The organism is Prauserella isguenensis (genome assembly GCF_014191605.1).
GTDB classification, from domain to species: Bacteria; Actinomycetota; Actinomycetes; order Mycobacteriales; family Pseudonocardiaceae; genus Prauserella; species Prauserella isguenensis.
Genome location: NZ_JACHWU010000001.1, coordinates 313,316 through 331,427, shown reverse-complemented (window position 1 = coordinate 331,427; position 18,112 = coordinate 313,316). Strand labels below are relative to the sequence as shown.

General features: G+C 71.4%; 16 protein-coding genes and 1 pseudogene. 13 read left to right on the top strand and 4 right to left on the bottom strand.

Features of this window, described 5'->3' with window-relative positions; translation table 11 throughout:
* Positions 1 to 450 precede the first annotated feature (450 nt).
* The 6 genes from FHS23_RS01530 (at position 451) to FHS23_RS01505 (ending at position 5,152) form a co-directional block, all read left to right on the top strand.
* Entirely contained in the window at positions 451 to 1,272 is an 822-nt protein-coding gene (locus tag FHS23_RS01530) for an acyl-CoA thioesterase domain-containing protein (RefSeq protein ID WP_183646528.1), read from the top strand.
* A 124-nt stretch (positions 1,273 to 1,396) separates the two neighbouring features.
* On the top strand, positions 1,397 to 2,203 hold the full coding sequence (gene proC / locus FHS23_RS01525; protein ID WP_183646525.1) for a pyrroline-5-carboxylate reductase: 807 nt from the start codon (positions 1,397 to 1,399) through the stop codon (positions 2,201 to 2,203).
* A gap of 146 nt (positions 2,204 to 2,349) precedes the next feature.
* Positions 2,350 to 2,565: a helix-turn-helix domain-containing protein gene (locus tag FHS23_RS01520; RefSeq protein ID WP_183646522.1), complete on the top strand. Its 216-nt coding sequence runs from the start codon at positions 2,350 to 2,352 to the stop codon at positions 2,563 to 2,565.
* 204 nt (positions 2,566 to 2,769) lie between these two features.
* The gene (locus tag FHS23_RS01515) at positions 2,770 to 2,871 is read left to right on the top strand and encodes a 30S ribosomal protein bS22 (protein ID WP_005453035.1); all 102 of its coding nucleotides are present in this window, start codon (positions 2,770 to 2,772) and stop codon (positions 2,869 to 2,871) included.
* A 235-nt stretch (positions 2,872 to 3,106) separates the two neighbouring features.
* Positions 3,107 to 4,129 (top strand): NAD-dependent epimerase/dehydratase family protein, encoded by a 1,023-nt coding sequence (locus tag FHS23_RS01510; protein ID WP_183646519.1) that lies wholly within the window; start codon positions 3,107 to 3,109, stop codon positions 4,127 to 4,129.
* A 12-nt stretch (positions 4,130 to 4,141) separates the two neighbouring features.
* The gene (locus FHS23_RS01505; RefSeq protein WP_183646517.1) at positions 4,142 to 5,152 is read left to right on the top strand and encodes a lysophospholipid acyltransferase family protein; all 1,011 of its coding nucleotides are present in this window, start codon (positions 4,142 to 4,144) and stop codon (positions 5,150 to 5,152) included.
* Positions 5,153 to 5,246: 94 nt separating this feature from the next.
* Here the strand turns inward: FHS23_RS01505 and FHS23_RS01500 are convergent, their stop codons facing one another.
* The 3 genes from FHS23_RS01500 to FHS23_RS01485 all read right to left on the bottom strand — a co-directional run bounded on the left by FHS23_RS01500 (position 5,247) and on the right by FHS23_RS01485 (position 8,659).
* Positions 5,247 to 6,356 (bottom strand): HAD family hydrolase, encoded by a 1,110-nt coding sequence (locus FHS23_RS01500; RefSeq protein ID WP_425501062.1) that lies wholly within the window; start codon positions 6,354 to 6,356, stop codon positions 5,247 to 5,249.
* 110 nt (positions 6,357 to 6,466) lie between these two features.
* On the bottom strand, positions 6,467 to 7,822 hold the full coding sequence (locus tag FHS23_RS01490) for a DUF5667 domain-containing protein (protein WP_183646515.1): 1,356 nt from the start codon (positions 7,820 to 7,822) through the stop codon (positions 6,467 to 6,469).
* A 177-nt stretch (positions 7,823 to 7,999) separates the two neighbouring features.
* Positions 8,000 to 8,659 (bottom strand): sigma-70 family RNA polymerase sigma factor, encoded by a 660-nt coding sequence (locus FHS23_RS01485; protein WP_183646512.1) that lies wholly within the window; start codon positions 8,657 to 8,659, stop codon positions 8,000 to 8,002.
* Between the two features lie 203 nt (positions 8,660 to 8,862).
* On the opposite strand from FHS23_RS01485, the gene FHS23_RS01480 reads away from it, so the two are divergent.
* Positions 8,863 to 10,566 (top strand): AMP-binding protein, encoded by a 1,704-nt coding sequence (locus FHS23_RS01480; protein WP_183646509.1) that lies wholly within the window; start codon positions 8,863 to 8,865, stop codon positions 10,564 to 10,566.
* Between the two features lie 102 nt (positions 10,567 to 10,668).
* Here the strand turns inward: FHS23_RS01480 and FHS23_RS01475 are convergent, their stop codons facing one another.
* Positions 10,669 to 10,902 carry a glutaredoxin family protein gene (locus FHS23_RS01475; RefSeq protein ID WP_183646506.1) on the bottom strand — a complete coding sequence of 78 codons (234 nt, stop codon included), beginning with the start codon at positions 10,900 to 10,902 and terminating at the stop codon, positions 10,669 to 10,671.
* Positions 10,903 to 11,008: 106 nt separating this feature from the next.
* On the opposite strand from FHS23_RS01475, the gene FHS23_RS01470 reads away from it, so the two are divergent.
* The 6 genes and pseudogenes from FHS23_RS01470 to hemC all read left to right on the top strand — a co-directional run bounded on the left by FHS23_RS01470 (position 11,009) and on the right by hemC (position 18,106).
* Positions 11,009 to 11,707 carry a YqeB family protein gene (locus FHS23_RS01470; RefSeq protein WP_183646503.1) on the top strand — a complete coding sequence of 233 codons (699 nt, stop codon included), beginning with the start codon at positions 11,009 to 11,011 and terminating at the stop codon, positions 11,705 to 11,707.
* Positions 11,708 to 11,760: 53 nt separating this feature from the next.
* The gene (locus FHS23_RS01465) at positions 11,761 to 12,132 is read left to right on the top strand and encodes an ArsC/Spx/MgsR family protein (protein ID WP_183646500.1); all 372 of its coding nucleotides are present in this window, start codon (positions 11,761 to 11,763) and stop codon (positions 12,130 to 12,132) included.
* An 87-nt stretch (positions 12,133 to 12,219) separates the two neighbouring features.
* Positions 12,220 to 13,968, top strand: coding sequence for a molybdopterin-dependent oxidoreductase (locus FHS23_RS01460; RefSeq protein WP_183646497.1), 1,749 nt, complete (start codon positions 12,220 to 12,222; stop codon positions 13,966 to 13,968).
* Between the two features lie 1,080 nt (positions 13,969 to 15,048).
* A pseudogene (locus FHS23_RS01455) lies at positions 15,049 to 15,831 on the top strand (redox-sensing transcriptional repressor Rex); the annotation flags it as partial.
* A complete protein-coding gene (locus FHS23_RS01450; protein WP_183646494.1) occupies positions 15,828 to 17,168 on the top strand; it encodes a glutamyl-tRNA reductase in 1,341 nt (446 codons plus the stop codon). The pseudogene FHS23_RS01455 and the gene FHS23_RS01450, both read left to right, overlap by 4 nt.
* Complete coding sequence (hemC, locus tag FHS23_RS01445; protein WP_183646491.1) at positions 17,165 to 18,106, top strand: hydroxymethylbilane synthase; 942 nt, start codon at positions 17,165 to 17,167, stop codon at positions 18,104 to 18,106. Before FHS23_RS01450 ends, hemC begins: the two co-directional genes overlap by 4 nt.
* Positions 18,107 to 18,112 lie beyond the last annotated feature (6 nt).

The following is an 18,112-nucleotide window of genomic DNA, read 5'->3' as shown; positions in this document are numbered from 1 at the left end:
AGATCAACTCTTCACCGGGTGGTGGTGCCCGCACGCGGTGACCATCCGTATCGTTTTCGGCGTGATGCTGCGTGCACGTGGTGTGAACACATTGCTCGAATCGGGTGCCCGCAACGCAATTGGTGGGCACCACCGTCCGACTCTGCCTATCCTGCGCGGACACGGCGGCCGGTACGGCCGTGCCAAGCGGGTCTCGGCCGCCTGTCGCCGCACGCCGACCCGGCGAGCGCCGGAGGGGGAAGGGGAGAAGGTGCGCGTCGATACTCGATCCGCGCAGGTCCGTACCGGTCTCCGGACGACCGGTGCCGGGAGGACCGGTGTCCCGGGCTCCGGTGATGTGACGGTCGGCGGCGGGGCCGCCGCTGATGTGGCGTCCGGTGTCGGCGCGTTCGGTGTCGATGCGTTCGGTGTCCTGGTGGTGTCCGGCGTCGTGTCCCCGGCCGGCCGCCGGTGAGCACGTCCGAGACGGCCGCGGAGTTCGGCGCGGCCTGTGACCCACGTTCCCTCGGGGACGGCACGTTCACGGCCGATCTGCGGCAGGAATGGTCCATCGGCACGCACCCACACGGCGGGTTCCTTCTGGCGCTGCTGGCGAAGGCCGCACTCGCCGCGGTGCGCGAAACCGGCGATCCGGCCACCGATCCGTTGGTCGTCAGCGCGGAGTTCATGCGTCCGCCCGCGATCGGCCCGGTGCTGCTGCGCACCGACGTCCGCAAGGTCGGCAGGCGAGCCACCGTCGTCGCGGTGACCCTCGAACAACGCGGGCGCAGCTGTGTCGAAGCGCGCGTCACCGCGGGCCGACTCCCGACGCGCAAGCCGGATTGGCACGATGCCCCGTCCGCGCCCGTCGAACCGCCTGCCGGGTGCGTCACCCTCAACGGCAACGACCCCGAAGGCGTGTTCCACCTCGCCCAGGGCTGCGACGTGCGGATCGATCCGAGCACGGCCGGCTACCTGGCGGGCCGTACCGGCGACCCGCCGCGGCTGCGGCTGTGGGTGCGACCGCGCGGCGGCGTGGCGGATCCGTACTTCACCCTGCTGGCCGGCGACATCAACCCGCCCGTGGTGCTCAACCTCGGACGGGTCGGCTGGGCGCCGACGGCCCAGCTGACGGCTCTGGTCCGCACCCGCCCCGCGCCAGGCTGGCTGCGCGTCCACGTCGAGAGCCGATCGGTCCACGAAGGCTGGTTCGACTCCGACGCCCTCGTCGTCGACTCGCAGAACCGCATCGTCTGCCAGGCGCGCCAACTGGCCCTCGCTCCGCTCGGCTGAGCCCCCGTTTCGATGCCCCCGAGGGCGTCTGTGCGGCACTCAACGCGCCAGAGGTGCCCGGGGGCGCCGGTCCGGCCGCCACCCCTCACTGAGGCGCTCCGCGCCGCTGCTTAGGCTCGGAACCATGACTGTTGCCGTGTTGGGCGCCGGGAAGATCGGCGAGGCGTTGTTGTCCGGGCTGCTGGACGCCGGACACGACGCCGGCGACCTGCTGTTCACCGAACGTCATCCGGAGCGGGCCGCGGAGCTGACCGACCGCTACGGCGTGGCGGGCGTCGAGGTCGCCGAGGCGGCCAAACGCGCCGACGTGCTGGTCGTCGCCGTCAAGCCGCAGGACATCGAACCGCTGCTCGACGAACTGGCCGGTCTGATCGGCCCGGGTTCGCTGGTCGTGTCGATGTGCGCGGGTCTGCCGACCTCGCTGTTCGAACGCAGGCTGCCCGCGGGTACGCCCGTGATCCGCGTCATGCCGAACACGCCGATGCTGGTCGGCGCGGCCATGAGCGCCGTCTCACCCGGCAAGCACGCCACCGACGAGCAGCTGCAGACCGTCGAGCGGCTGCTGTCGTCGGTCGGCAAGGTCGTCGTGCTGCCCGAGTCGCAGCAGGATGCCGTGACGGCGCTGTCCGGGTCCGGACCCGCCTACTTCTTCTACCTGGTCGAGGCGATGATCGACGCGGGCATCCTGCTCGGCCTGCCGCGTGCCGTGGCGCAGCAGCTGATCGTCCAGGCGGCCGTCGGCGCGGGCACGATGCTCGAGGAGGGCGGCGAGCACCCGGTCATGCTGCGCGAGAACGTCACCTCACCGGGTGGGACCACAATCAATGGCATTCGCGAACTCGAGAAGCACGGCGTGCGTGCAGCCCTGCTCGACGCCATCGAATCGGCCCGTGATCGCTCCGTGGAGTTAGGCAAGGCCCACGAGGAGTAATCCACACGCCCGTGCCATCGCCTCGACGGCCGTCGCATCCGCCACACCAGTCCCGCTACCCTCGCAATAGCACGTACGTGTCGAAGCCACACGGAGGGGAAGCCGCGTGGCGTGACACGTGCCCGAAAAGGGACACGGTGAGACCTATGCCGGCGAAAGGTAACGACGACCTGCCAGGACCACGGCAGGTCCAGTTCTTGACGGTCGCGGAGGTGGCGTCGCTGATGCGCGTCTCCAAGATGACCGTCTACCGCTTAGTGCATTCGGGGGAGTTACCGGCGGTCCGCGTCGGCAAGTCCTTCCGGGTGCCGGAACAGGCTGTCCACGACTATCTGGACAACGCGTACTTCGACGTCGGCTGAGCCCGGAGAGGACCGGCTCGAAATCCCGAGGCAAGCCCCGGGTAACCTGGTAGGCCGTGCGCGTGGTCGCCCCACGCAGGAGTCACGTTCCGCGGCACCCGTCGCGTACGGGAGGTGACTCGCAGGCCGGCGCGACATCGTCGTGGTGGCCGCGTCCGTGAGGCGCCCGCGCATCGTCACGATCTATCGGTTGAAGGAGTTCCTGTGGGCTCGGTCATCAAGAAGCGCCGCAAGCGTATGTCCAAGAAGAAGCACCGCAAGCTTCTGCGCCGCACGCGCGTCCAGCGTCGCAAGCAGGGCAAGTAAGCCCGGGGACTCCGCCCCCGCGCGTCCGCCGGTTCACCCGGACGGACGCGCGGGTCGGCCGGGGGTGCGCCCGAAAAGGCACCTCCTGAAACGAATGCGAGCCCGGCCTCCGCGGTCGGGCTCGTGAATTGCGTGTAAGCGGCCTCCGCGGCGGCGCACCCGGCGCGTACGATCAGTGTCGACGCCGAACTCTCGGTGTCAGCGCCAGCCGTACCCAGGGGGTTCGATGCCGCCTATGCCGCCCAGCAACGTCCTCGTGACCGGTGTCGCCGGAGAGCTGGGCAGCAGGCTGCTCGCGCGCCTGGGCAACAACCCCGACCTGAACCGGGTCGTCGGTGTCGACACGTCACCGCCCCGCCCCGAGATCCTCCGCAGGGCCGGTCACGCCGAGTTCGTGCGTGCCGACATCCGCAATCCGCTGATCGCGAAGATCATCGAGTCGGCGAAGATCGACACCGTCGTGCACGCCTCCACGCACGCGCATCCCGCCGGGCCGACCCGGCGCGTGGCCGTGAAAGAGGTCAACGTCATCGGCACGATGCGGCTGCTGGCCGCATGCCAGAAGTCGCCGCTGGTCCGCAAGCTCGTCGTCAAGTCCTCGGCCGCGGTGTACGGCGCCGGGGCCCGTTCGCCCGCGGTGTTCAGCGAGGACACCGAACTCGGGCCCACGTCGCCGTCCGGGTACGCCAAGGACGCCGTCGAGATGGAAGGCTACGTCCGCGGCCTGATGCGCCGCAGGCCGGACATCACCGTGACGATGGGCCGGTTCGCCAACATCGTCGGCCCCGACGTCGACACCGTTCTCACGCGCTACTTCTCGCTGCCCGTCGTGCCGACCGTGCTCGGGTTCGACTCGCGCCTACAGGTGCTGCACTCGTCGGACGCGCTCGCCGCCCTCGAGAACGCGACCCTCGAAGACCGGCCGGGCGTGTACAACATCGCCGCCGACGGGGTGCTCACGCTGGGCCAGGCCATCCGCCGCGCAGGCAGGATCGAACTGCCGTTGCCGCGCACCGCGCTGCCGTCGGTCGGCAAGGTCCTCCGCAGCGCCCGCATCGTCGACTTCTCCGCGGACCAGGTCAGCCTGCTGAACTTCGGCCGCGTCGTCGACACGGGCCGCCTCAAGAACGACTTCGGTTACACGCCCCGCTGGAGCACCCGCGACGCGTTCGACGACTACCTCACCGGACGCGGTGTCCGGCCGATCGTCGACGGCGAGCGGATCGCGGGCGCGCTCGCAGCGGTGGGCAGACGGTAGGAGGAAACGGGTATGACGAGCGGGTCGTCGGCACAGGTCATCCGGCTGCACCGGGACGGATCACCCGGTGGCGCTTCCGCGCGCGCCGCGGCGGGCGATCCGGACGACGCCGACCGGCACGCCTCCGTCGTCGAACTGCCCACCTCGTCCGCGCCGGACTCGGCCGGGGACTCCGGTGCCGCCGGCGGGGGCGTGTCGCTGGACCGGCTGCTGACGTTCCTGCGGAACCGGCTCACCGGGGACTACGACGTCGACGAGTTCGGCTTCGACCCCGAACTGACCGACACGCTCGTGCTGCCGCCGCTGAAGCTGCTGTACGACAAGTGGTTCCGCGTCGGCGCAGTGGGCGCCGGGCACCTGCCCGCCGACGGCGGAGCGCTGCTGGTCGGCAACCACTCCGGCGTGCTGCCCATCGACTCGATCATGACCGCGCTGGCCGTCCACGAACAGCATCCGCAGCGGCGGCACCTGCGCATGCTCGGCGCCGACCTGGTGTTCAAGACGCCGGTGCTGGGCACGCTCGCGCGCAAGTCGGGGCAGACGCTGGCGTGCAACCCCGACGCGGAACGGCTGCTGCGCGCGGGCGAGCTCGTCGGGGTGTGGCCGGAGGGGTTCAAGGGTGTCGGCAAGCCGTTCTCGGCGCGGTACAAGCTGCAGCGGTTCGGCCGCGGGGGTTTCGCGTCGGCGGCGATCCGTGCCGGGGTGCCGATCATTCCGGTCGCCGTGGTCGGCGCCGAGGAGATCTATCCGAAGATCGGCGACATCAAGCCCCTCGCCAGGTTACTCGGGCTGCCGTATTTCCCCGTGACGCCGTTCTTCCCGCTGCTCGGGCCGCTCGGGGCCGTGCCGTTGCCGACGAAGTGGACGATCGAGTTCGGCGAGCCGATCCTGACCGACGCCTACGAGCCCGAGGCCGCCGACGACCCGATGCGCGTGTTCAACCTCAACGACCAGGTGCGCGAGGCGATCCAGCAGATGCTCTACCGCCGCCTCGCCCGCCGTCGCAACATCTTCAGCGGCTGACGAGCCTCGGTAACCATCTCGCGGTGCAGTGAGCGGCCCCCACGAGCCGCACCGCGAGAGGCGATTACCGGTGTGACGGAGTGACGGTCCGGGATCAGCGGCGGCGGTGGGCGACGGCGCCCGCGACCGCACCGGCGACCGCGCCAGCGCCGAGCACCGACGGGACGCCGATCTTCGCGGCCTTGCGGCCCGTGCGGAAATCGCGGATCTCCCAGCCTCGGGCACGCGCCGTGTCACGCAGGTCGGCGTCGGGGTTGACTGCCACCGCGGTGCCGACCACGGACAGCATCGGCACGTCGTTCTGAGAGTCCGAGTAGGCCGTGCACCGCCGCAGGTTCAGCCCTTCTCGCGCGGCGAGGGCGCGTACCGCGTGGGCCTTCGCCCGGCCGTGCAGCAGGTCCCCGACCAGCCGTCCGGTGTACACGCCGTCGACGCTCTCGGCGACCGTGCCCAATGCGCCCGTCAGCCCGAGGCGCCGCGCGATGATCGCCGCCAGCTCGACGGGCGTCGCCGTGACGAGCCAGACCCGCTGGCCGGCATCCAGGTGCATCTGCGCCAGCGCTCGCGTGCCCGCCCAGATCTTGTCGGCCATGAGCTCGTCGTAGATGTCCTCGCCGACCTCCGTCAGCTGCTCGACGGTGGCCCCGGCGACGAACGACAGCCCCTGTTCGCGGATGCCGTCGACGTTGCCCTCCTTGCCGCCGACACGGAACCGCAGCTGCTGCATCGCGAACCCGGCGAGGTCGGACGCCGTGAAGTACTTCCGTGAGGCCAGTCCGCGGGCGAAGTGGAAGATCGATGCGCCGACCATCATGGTGTTGTCGACGTCGAAGAACGCCGCGGCGGTCAGGTCCGGCGGCGCGGGTGGCGGAGGGGGAGCCTCGTCGACGTCGACGGCGCCGGTCGTGTCGAGCCTGCCGGTGATGTCGGACTCGTCCGCACGTTCGGTGTCGCCGACGTCGAGCGGTTCGGCGACGGCCGTACCGGTGCTCGCGGCGTCCGGAGCGGTGCTCCCGGGCTGCTGCGCACCATCGGCCTGTGCTGCGCCGGCTTCCGCCTGAGCGGCGTCCGCTTCGGCCTGCGCGGCTTCGGCCTCCATCGCCACGGCAGCGTCCGCCGACGCCTCACCTGCCAGGGCAGCGAGCCGTTCGCGTTCCTGTTTCTTACTGCGGGCCCGCCACAGCGCCACGCACACCGCCTCCACGGTCGAGTTCGGCCTTCACCTGGCTGTGCACTGAAGTAGTCAGGATAACGGTTGGTCGCGTAGTGCTCTCCGGTGCTCACCACGGGCTACAGGACTACTCCGCTCGGTCGTCAGCGGTGGGGCGAGTCCAGGCCGGTGATGCCGGCGAGGATCGTCGACAGGGACAACTCCCCGGGTGGCCGCGGCCGTTCGTCCGGCAGGCGCGGCCCGGTCGGCGGCTCGGGCACGGCGCGCACGACGTGTGCCGAGGGAACCCGGGAGGCCGGTGTCCACGGTGGGGTCGCGTGCACCGGAGTGGCGACGTCCGAGGGTTCGCCGACGTGCTCCGGGTCGGACCCGACGAGCGTGGCCGGGTCGTCACCGGAGTGGAGGTCGCCCGGCCGTTCGTCGTCGGAGCCCGGGTCGTCGTCCGGTGGCGGGACCGGCGACGGCTCGTCGGAGGCTCCTGCCTGCGGAGCGGTACGGCAGGTGCCCGTCGTGGGCAGCACGCCCAGGTCGTCCGCGTCGCCCGACGTGATCCGCAGGCATGACATGCGCTCGTCGAGGGCCAGGGCCCGCCGCTCGACGCGCGACAGCAGCTCCGTCTCCTCGGCGGCGTCCGGGAGCGGGGCGATCCGCGCCGCCTGATCGCTCGCCCACGTGCGGATCCGGTCGAGCTGCTCGCCACCCGACGTCGTGGCGAGCGTGGTCAGCTCCGCGACCGCCGAACGCGTGCCGTCGGTGAAGTCGGCGAGCCCGGCGTGCAGTGCAGGACGGTCGAGGGCGCCGTCGTCGGCCAGCGACCGCAACTCGGTGATCCGGTCGGAGGCGTAGCCGAGCTGGTGGAACGCGCGGGCCTCGTCGTCAAACGTCATGGCCAGCGAGGCACCCTCGTGCAGCTGTTTCAGGGCGTAGAGCGACTCGCCGGGTCTGGCGTCGTCGGCCGCGCCGAGCGCCACGGCACCGACGGCGACCAGTGCCGCGGCCCCCGCCGCGACGGCGTGTGTCCGGCGACGACGTGGCCCGGGCCCGTCGCCGGTCGGCCGCGGCTCCGGCCGTGATTCCGGCCGCGGGCCGGCCGTCCGCTCGACGGCCGGGTCCCCTTCGACGGTGCGCAGCGCGGCCGGGCTCGGTGCGGTGCCCGGCTCGGTGTCCGGGGTCTGGGGAGCGGGTGCCTGGGGATGGGGTGCGAGCACGCGGTCGGTGATGCGCATCCGGGCCGCCGGGGTGAGCGAGCCGTCTCGCTCGTCGCTTGGCGCGACTCCGCCCCGTACTCCCGTGCCGTGCTCGACGGTGTCCGGATCGGCCGTGCCGGCGCCACGGTTGCCCAGGTCGCGCAGAGCGGCGACGACCGCCAACTCGTCGGCGAACTCGCCGCTGCGACCGACCTCGCCCGCCTCGACGGCGCGTGCGAAGCGTTCGTCCGCGTCAGGGGAGGCGCGGGATCGCCGCACGCGCAGTGACCGCGGGATTCGTGGAGGCTCCACGGTGGCAACGCCTCCCAGCTCGCCGGCCGCGTGGCCGGCCCAGGACGTCTCGATGTGTCTGCGGGGACAACGACGCCGGAGCTGTATCGGTTACGGGGTGTCCACTCTGTGGGTGGCGCGCGTTACAGCCAGTGGCCTGACCAGTGCCGGAACGCGGGTGTCAGTGGAACGCGGGTGTCAGCGGAGCGTGTCCGGTAGCAGCTTCGCCAGCCTGCGGATCGCTCGGTGTTGCAGCGCCTTCACCGCGCCCTCACCCCGGTCCATGATCCGGGCGGTCTCGGCCACCGAATAGCCCTGGATGAACCGCAGAATCACGCATTCGCGCTGGTCGTCGCCGAGGTCGCTGATGCAACGGACGAGTTCGTCGCCTGTGTCGCGGCTGATCACCTGCTGCTCCGGTCCCAGAGACCCCGCGGCACCCGCCACCGCGGCGCCGGGCGTCGTGGGGTCGGCGATCTCGTCGGTGACGACCTCGAGCCGGAACCGGCTCGACTTCACGTGGTCGAGCACCAGATTGCGGGCGATCGTGGTGAACCAGGCGCCGACGTCGCGGCCCTGATAGCTGATCGACGTGATCCGCCGCAGGGCGCGCAGGAACGTCTCGCTCGTGACGTCCTCGGCCAGGTGTCGGTCCCCCACTCGCAGGAGGACATAGCGGTACACGCCGTCGACGTAGCGGTCGTAGAGCCGCCCGAACGCCGCCCGGTCGCCGCCCTGCGCGGCATGCACGAGATCCCAGCCCTCGGCCGTCGGATCGGGTGCGGCCGGCGCGGGGTCGGGTACGGCATACAGCGGGGCGCGTGCTGGACCAGCAGCAACAGCGATTGGCAGGCTCATCGTGTTGCACCTCCTCCGGGGCCGTTCCCGGACATTCGCGTGATCGGAGTGATCACCGCCACTACGTCGTCACGGGAGCATACGCGTAGCTACCGCCTAGTAGGTAGTGGTGTCCTCGTTGCAATCGGGAGACGCTGCCGTTCGGCCGTTATGACGCGCGGACTTCGCGGGCACACTGGGCGGGGGGATGAGGAGGTCCGCGCATGGCAGCGAACACGGAGGTAGCGAGGCCGGGAGCGCCCGGCGAGAACGTCGCCGATCTCGTCACGGCCGCTGCGCGGAGGCGACCGCTGGCCGACGGGATCATCGACACCGCCTCGGGGGCCGCGCTGACGTGGATCGACGTCGACAACGCGACGACGGCGTTCGCCCGCCGGATCCGCGACGCCGGCGTGCGGCCCGGTGACCGCGTCGCGCTGCGGCTGCCGACCTGTGCAGAACTCGTCATCGGCCTGTTCGCCGTGTTCCGGTCCGGTGCGATCGCGGTTCCGCTCTCGCCCACCGCCCCGGACGCCGAAGTCTGCGACCTCATCACCGCCTGCGGCGCCCGCCTGCTCGTCGCTCACGACGACCTCGGTGACGTTTCCGCTCTCGTCCCGGACCTCGACCACCCGGACCCCGACCACCGGGAAGCGTCGTCTGACCAGGTGTCCCGGGGCGGTGGCTCCCGAGCCGGTGGAGCCTCGGACGACCGGCCCTCGGGCGACGGATCCAGCGACGTCGGACCCAGCGACGTCGGACCCAGCGATAGCGAGTCCGGCGATGACGGATCCCAGGATGGCGGCTCAGCGGACGGCAGCTCCCCGGATGACGAGGCGGGAGCAGGTGGCGAGGACATCGCCGCGATCTTCTACACGTCGGGCACGAGCGGTCCCGCACGCGGCGTGATGCTGTCGCATCGGGCGCTGCTGGCGAACGTGCGCCAGTTCGCGGGTGTCATGCCCGCCGACGAGCGCCCCGATCGCACGCTGCTGGCCGTCCCGCTCCACCACATTTACGGCCTCGGTCCCGGACTACTCCTGCCCACTGCGACCGCCGCCACCGTCGTGCTCGCTCAGCGGTTCGACGCCCGCGACACGTTGCACGCGTGCCGCACCCACGCGATCACCACCGTCGTCGGCGTGCCCGCGATGTACACCGACCTCGCGACCAGGTCCGCCGACGAGCTCGCTGACGCGCTCGCCACCGTGGGCATCTTCATGTCCGGCGCCGCGCCGCTGCACCCGCGCGTGCTGAACGCCATCACCGACGCCACCGGGCAGGCCGTCTACGAGGGATACGGCCTCACCGAAGCGGCACCCGTCGTCACGTCCACCCTGGTCACAGGCCAGCCGAAGGCAGGTTCCGTCGGCAGGGCGCTGCCCGGGATCGAGCTGCGCCTCGTCGACAGCGACGGCTCTCCGGCACACGCACCGCTCGACCCCGCCGACCCCGACGACGCGTTCGGCGACGACATCGGCCTCACCGGGCTCGTCTCCATCCGCGGTGCCAACCTGTTCAGCGGCTACTGGCCAGACGGCGCCCACGGCCCGGACGCCGACGGCTGGTACCGCACCGGCGACGTCGGCTACGTCGACACCGACGGCGACCTGCACCTCGTCGACCGCGCCAACGACCTGATCATCGTCAACGGATTCAACGTCTACCCGCGAGAGGTCGAGGACGCGATCCTGACGCTGCCGGGGGTCGCCGAGGCGGCGGTCGTCGGCGTGCTCGACGACCGCACCGGCGAATCGGTGCGCGCCGTCGTGCGACCCGAGTCCGGTGCGTCGCTGTCGGAGCAGCAGGTCATCGACGTCTGCGAGGCCAGGCTGGCGCGCTACAAGGTGCCGTCGACCGTGGAGTTCGCCGACGAGCTGCCGCACACCGCGATCGGAAAACTGCGCAGGGTGCAGCTCCGTACGTGACCCGCCGGTTGCGGCTTCCGCAGCGTTCGCGTGTCCTGCACCCGAACGCGCGTGTCCTGCACTCGGACACGCATGGCGCGGCGCGCGGCGACACCGGATGCGTCAACTCAGGGCGGCGCGGAGCCGGTCCTCCTCGACCCGCCAGTACCCGTGTTCGTCGCCGTCGACCAGCAGCACCGGGACACGGTCGCCGTACTCGGCCCGGTCCTCAGGGTCGGCGTCGACGTCGACGGCCAACCACGTCGCGCCCAGCTCCTCGCAGATTCGGGCGACGTCGGCCTCGGCGGTCTCGCAGGCCTGACAGCCCGCGCGCGTCATGACGGTGACGTGGTGCATGCCTTCATCCTCGCTCCCACCCGTCGTGCCCCGTCGTCCAGCCCGGTGAAGACCCACCCACGGTCACCACCTCGCGATACGGGACGCGTCTGGCACTCTCCTGCGTGTGACCAGTGCATCCGCGGACAAATCCGGCACCGACGTCCACATCCCGGCAACGATCCCGGCGCTCGTGATCGCGGTGCCGGTGGCGGTCGGTGCACTCCTCGGGTTCGCGGGCGGTCCGCTGATCCGCGGTCTGACGACCGTGCTGGACGGCACGCCGGTCGGGGCGCCCGGGTGGCTGCACCTGCTCGGGAGCTTGTCGCCGGGCTGGTCGGTGGCGGTGACGACGGGTCTCGGCGTGGCAGTCGGCCTGGTGTTGGTGCTGTACACCTACCGTGAGGCGTTGTCGCTGCGGGTGTTCGACGATCATGTGGAGTCCGAGGTCGAGGGCCGCGAGGGTTGGATCGAACGGGCGACGACGACGGCGGTCTTCCATGACCGTCCTGCGCTCGTGTTCCTCCGGCAGGACGCCGCGCCGGTGCGCCTTCCGGGTGCGCAGGACCTGCGGGAACGCGACCTGCGCCCCGCGTTCGAGCGCCACGACTGGCCGTGGCGCGACGGCGATCCGCACGCGGGCGAGTACGAACGCTGGGTCGACGGCCGTCCCGGATTCACCGCCGACGAGCACACCCTGTTGCGGCGTCGGTTCGAGGCCGGCAAGGACGACACGGCGCGGATCGAGGCCGACGACGCCCTGTTCGCCGCCGGGCTCGTCGCCCGCTCCGACAAGAAACAGCTCCACGTACGGCGCGTGTCCTGATCCCGGTCGCCTAACCTCACGGTGGGACCGGCCTGTGACGACGAGAGGCAGCGATGGAGATCTGGATCAACCCCGCGTGTTCCAAGTGCAGGACCGCGCTCGGGCTGCTCGACGCCGAGGGAGCCGAGTACACGGTGCGCAAGTACCTCGAGGACGTGCCCACGGCCGACGAGATCCGCGACGTCCTCGACCGACTCGGACTCGAACCCTGGGACATCACCCGCACGCAGGAGCAGATCGCGAAGGACCTCGTCCTCAAGGACCGCACCGAGTGGCCGCGTGACGACTCCGGGCGGGAGAAGTGGATCGCTGCGCTGGCCGAACACCCGAAACTGATCCAGCGGCCGATCATCACCGCCGAGGACGGCACCGCCGTGGTGGCACGGACCGACGACGCCGTCCGCGACGCCCTCGCCCGAGGCTGACGTCACGCCGGTTGCCTGCCCGAGCGTAAGGGAGTCGTAAGGCGCTGACCTGGTCACACGCGCCGGTTTCGGCGGCACGATGTGGGCATGGCATCCACCGACGGTCCGTCACAACGACCCGTGCAGCCGCAGACCACGTCCCGGCGCGTGCCCGGAACGCGACTCGTGATCGCGGCAGTCGTGGCGCTCGCCGCGGCGTTGGCGGCCGGACACCTGGTGTCGGCGTTCGTGGGGCCGCAGGCCTCGCCGCTGCTGGCGGTCGGCAACGCGGCGATCGACCTGACGCCGTCGTGGCTGAAGGACTTCGCGATCGCCACGTTCGGCACGGCCGACAAGCTCGCGCTCCTCGTGGGCATGGGTGCGGTGCTCGTGGGACTGGCCGTCGCGGCGGCCCTGGCGTCACGCCGCGGTCCGACGCCGGGCACGGTGCTCATCGGCGTGGTCGGCGTCGTGGGGCTCGTCGCCGTGGTGACCCGCCCGGACGTCGGCAGGCTCGCCGCGCTCGCACCCCTTGCGAGCCTCGCCGCGGGCGTGGCGACGTGGCTGCTGCTGCACCGGCGGGCCATTCCTCCGGCCGACGCCGCGGTCGCCCCAGCACCCTCAGGATCCACGGACTCGGGATCCACGGATGCCGGAACCGCCGAGCCGGTAACCGCCGACGGCGGAACCGTGCACCCGGGAACCTTCGCTCCGGGAACCCCGGGCCCACGAACCCTCGACCCGGACGCTGCCGCCACCGGGACCCGGACCCCCTCGACGGCCCCGCCCGGCAGGCGGCGATTCCTCGTCGCGGCCGGTGGTGCCGCGGCCGTCGCGGGAGCGGCCGGGTTGGCGGGCCGGTTCGCCGGCGCGGCCCGCGACGCGACGTCGTCCCGCGCGTCGGCGCCACCGCTCCGTGTCGTCCGCGAGCTCCCCGCACCGCCGCGCGACGCGGACTTCGCCAAGCTCGGCACGCCGACGTTCCTCACCCCGAACGACGCCTTCTATCGGATCGACACCGCGCTGTCGGTGCCGCAGGTGCCCGTCGAGGACTGGCGACTACGCATCCACGGCATGGTCGACCGCGAGGTCGAACTCACCTACGACGACGTGCGCCGCCGGGGCCTTGAAGAACGCCGGCTCACGCTGTGCTGCGTGTCCAACCAGGTCGGCGGGGAGCTGATCTCCACGGCGACGTTCACCGGCGTCGACCTCGGCGACCTGCTCCGCGACGCCGGTGTGCGCGACGGCGCACAACAACTGCTGTCGACGAGTTTCGACGGCTGGACCTGCGGTACGCCCATCGACGTGCTGCTCGAGCGTGACCGCGGCGCCATGCTCGCGCTCGGGATGAACGGCGAGCCGTTGCCGCTCGAACACGGCTTCCCCGCGCGACTCGTCGTCCCCGGCCTGTACGGCTACGTGTCGGCGACGAAGTGGGTCACCGACCTCGAGGTGGCGACGTGGCAGGCGCGCCGTGCGTACTGGCTCGACCGCGGCTGGGCACGCGAGGCGCCGGTGAAGACGCAGTCGCGCATCGACCGGCCCGCCGCGAACGCCACGATGCCGGCCGGGCAGGTGATCGCGGCGGGGATCGCGTGGGCCCAGCACACAGGCATCGCCAAGGTCGAGGTGCGGCTCGACGGCGGACGCTGGCAGGAAGCGAACCTGTCTGCCGACGTCTCCGACGACACCTGGCGCATGTGGCACATCGCGCTCGACGTGGGCCGTCCCGGCAACCACCGGATCGCCTGCCGCGCGACCGACAAGTCCGGGTACACGCAGACCTCCGAGCGCGTGGGCGTACTGCCGGACGGCGCGACCGGCCACCACACGATCACGGTCACCACGGAGTAGCCGGCGATCGCGGCTCCGAGGGCGGTTGGCTCGCCGGCGTGTCGTCCAGAGGCACTGGCTGGAGGCGGGCGGGCGCAACACGGTCCCCTGAACTCGCAACACGCGCCCCGGAAACCGCAACACGCGCCCCGAAACCGCAACACGGTCTCCCGAGGCTGCAACACGGCGTCACGGGTGGCCGGGGTGTCGGCGGGTGGGCGACGGGGCCCGAAGTGACAGCGCGTCAGGAAAACCGGGGTTGTGGCGCAGGTCAACGCCCTTACCTGCTGCTTTGTGCACGCGTTCACAAATGAACTACCGTGGTCTCCACGCCGGTGACGCGCCGTGCATCGAACACGGTCGCCGCCTGCTGGTCAAGGTTTTTTGTCTCGAAATCTCGAGGACGGGAGTCGGAGCGTGATGGCACAGCGGGGCCGGCGTAACATCGCCTCCTCCGTCCGCGGCCTGGCCCGATCTCGGCGCGCGGGCAAATCGGGAACGAAATCCGAATCCGCACCCGACGCTCAGCCCGCCGACGACGCTTCTCCCGACGGCACCCCTCCCGACGGCACCGCTCTGGACGGGACCGCGCCCGAGACGGAATCCGCCGCGCCCGCCGCTGCGTCCACCGAGAAGTCCACCGAGAATGCTGCGTCCTCCGGAAACGCTGCGTCCTCCGGGAACGGAGCCGCAAACGGCGGTGACTCCGCCGATGTCGGAGACGACGCCTCCGGTGCCGGTGCGAAGGCGAAGCGGACCGCTGGGGCCAAGAGCCCGTCGAAGAAGGTACTCGCGAAGAAACCGGCAGGCAGGAAGCCCGCGGCGGAGGCCGACGCCTCCGCCGCGCTCGGGTCCGGAGGGGCGACCGACGCCGACGGCTCCCTCGCCGCCACGAACACGGCCGCGACGAACACGGCCGCCACGAACACGACCGCGACGAACGGCACACCCGCGAGCGCGAAGGCCGGGGCGAACGGTCGGTCCGCCAACGGCAAGGCGAGCACCGGTACAGCGAACGGCCGGGCCGCCCGCACCAAGGCCGCAGCCGACGGCAAGGCCACGACGAACGGCAGGGCCACTGCGCAGGGCAAGGCCACGACGAACGGCAGGGCCACTGCCCAGGGCAAGGCCACGGCCAACGACAACACCCCGACCACCGAGCTGCCCGCCGTCACCGACGGCGAGGCGCCCGCGAAGGCCATTCCCGAGGCCGCGGTCGGCCGCATGGCGGTGTACCTGCGCGTGCTGTCGAGCATGCAGGAACAGGGCACCGCGACGGTTTCCAGCGAGGAACTGTCGGCCTCCGCGGGTGTGAATTCCGCCAAACTCCGCAAGGACCTCTCGTACATCGGCTCCTACGGCACCCGGGGCGTCGGATACGAGGTCGAGGTGCTGATCGGCCAGATCGAACGCACCCTCGGGCTCAACAAGCAGCAGCGCGTGGCGGTCGCGGGAATCGGTAACCTCGGACATGCGTTGGCGAATTACGGCGGCTTTCCCGGTCGCGGTTTCCCGGTCGAGGCGTTGTTCGACATCGATCCGGACCTGATCGGGGTTCCGGTGGGCGGACTGCCCGTCTCGCACCTCGACGACATTCCCGAGGTGTGCGCGGAGCGGGAGATCTCCATCGGGGTCATCGCGACGCCGCCGACCGCGGCACAAACGGTGTGCGACAGGCTCGTCGCAGGCGGAGTGCAGTGCATCCTGAACTTCGCGCCGGTCGTGTTGCAGGTTCCGGATCACATCGAGGTTCGGAAGGTGGATCTGGCCGTGGAGCTGCAGATCCTTTCCTTCCACGTGGCGCGAAGGGCGGACGGACAGGTGAACGGCCAAGCGGCTGAGGCGGAAGCGACGGACGCGGCGAGCGCGGTGGTGCCGTCATGAGCATCCTCGCTCTCGGACTGTCGCACCGGACGGCGGACCTGACCACGCTCGAGCGCGTGTCCATTCCCGCGCCCGAGGTGCCGAAGATCCTGCACGAGCTGCAGCAGGCAGAGCACGTCTCCGAGGTCATGGCCGTCTCGACGTGCAACCGCATCGAGGTCTACGCCGTGGTCGAGACGTTCCACGGTGGCCTGGACGACATCGCGTCGGTGCTGGCCCGCCAGGCGGGCATGGTTCCCGACGAGCTGTACGACAGCTTCTACGTCCACTACGCGGGCGCGGCCGTCGAGCACCTGTTCAACGTGACGGCGGGCCTGGACTCGATGGTCGTGGGGGAGACACAGATCCTCGGCCAGGTCCGGGCGGCGTACGCGACCGCGCGCGAGGCGGGCACCGTCGGCCGGACGTTGCACGAGCTGGTGCAGACGACGTTGCGCGTCGGCAAGCGCGTGCACAGCGAGACGGGCCTGGATCAGCTCGGCGCGTCCGTCGTGTCGGCGGCGCTGGCCGAGGCCGAGGACGCGAACGGTGACCTCGTGGGCAAGCGGGCCCTGGTCGTCGGTGCCGGCTCGATGGGCGCGCTCGCGGCGTCGCACCTGCGCAAGGCGGGCATCGGCAGCGTCGTCGTCGCCAACCGCACGCAGGCCAACGCGGAGCGCCTCGCCGCGTCGGTGACCGAGCAGGGTGTGCCCGCGACCGCGGTGCCGCTCGCCGAGCTGGCCGACGCCGTGAGCGGTGCCGACGTGGCCGTCGTGTGCACCGGAGCGAAGGGCACCGTGGTGGAGACCCGCCATGTCCGGCCGCGGACCGCGCCGCTCGTCGTGTGCGACCTGGGCCTGCCCCGGGACGTCGACCCAGAGGTCGGGGAGGTCGGCGACGTGCGCCTCGTCGACCTCGACACGGTGCGCCGCCGGATGCACGACTCCGGCAGCGGCACCACCGAGAAGCAGACCGCCAAGGCGTCGGGCATCGTCCTGGACGAGGTCCGCGCCTACCTGGCGGGCCAGCGCAGCGCCGCCGTGACGCCCACGGTGACGGCGTTGCGCAAGCGGGCGGCCGAGGTCGTCGACGCCGAACTGCTCCGGCTCGACAGGCGGCTGCCCGAGATCGACGCCGACACCCGTGAGGAGGTCGGCCGCACGGTCAAGCGGGTCGTGGACAAGCTCCTGCACGCCCCGACCGTGCGTGTGAAGCAACTGGCCGCGGAGACCAGCGACACCGACTACGCGACGGCGCTGCGCGAGCTGTTCGAGCTCGACCCGCAGGCGCCGAAGACGGTGTCCAGCCCTTCGGCCCCGATGACCACGACAGACCAGATCGACGGTGACAATCCGTGACAAACAGCCCGATCCGTATCGGCACCCGCTCCAGCAAACTCGCCGTGGCGCAGACGCAGACGATCGCCGACATGTTGACCGACGCCGGTCACGAGGTCGAGATCGTCACGGTCACGACTCCCGGTGACCGCTCCAACGCGCCCATCGCGGAGATCGGCGTCGGCGTGTTCACGTCGGCGCTGCGCGAAGGGCTGCTGGCGGGCGAGATCGACGTCGCGATCCACTCGTACAAGGACCTGCCGACGGCGGCCGAACCCGGTCTCGTGCTGGCTGCCGTGCCCCCGCGGGAGGACCCGCGTGACGCGCTGATCGCCAGGGACGGACTGACGCTCGGCGAGCTGCCGCCGGGGTCGGTCGTCGGCACGGGTTCGCCGCGCCGGATCGCCCAGCTGAAGGCGTTGGGACTCGGTTTGACCGTGGTGCCGATCCGCGGCAACATCGACACCCGCATCGGCAAGGTCACGTCCGGGGAACTGGACGCCGTGGTGCTGGCCAGGGCGGGGCTCGCCAGGGTCGGCCGGGTCGACGCGATCACCGAGACGCTCGATCCGCTCCAGATGCTGCCCGCGCCCGCACAGGGTGCGCTGGCGGTGGAGACGCGGGTCGAGGACGTCGACAACGAACGTCTGCTTCGGTCCGTCGTGGACCACGAAGCGACCAGGGTCGCCGCGAAGGCCGAGCGGGCCGTGCTGGCCACGCTCGAAGCCGGTTGCAGCGCACCCGTCGGAGCGCTCGCCGATGTCGTGGAGGACCTCGACAGCGAGGGAAAGGTCGTCGACCGTCTTTCGCTGCGCGGGATCGCCGCCACCGGGGTCGACGGGGACTCCGTGGACATCCTGAAGGCCTCGGCGATCGCCGAGCCGAAGGACGCCGACGAACTGGGCCGTGGGGTCGCCGCCGAGCTGCTCGACCTCGGCGCAGGCGCGCTCTTGTCCTGAGTCGGC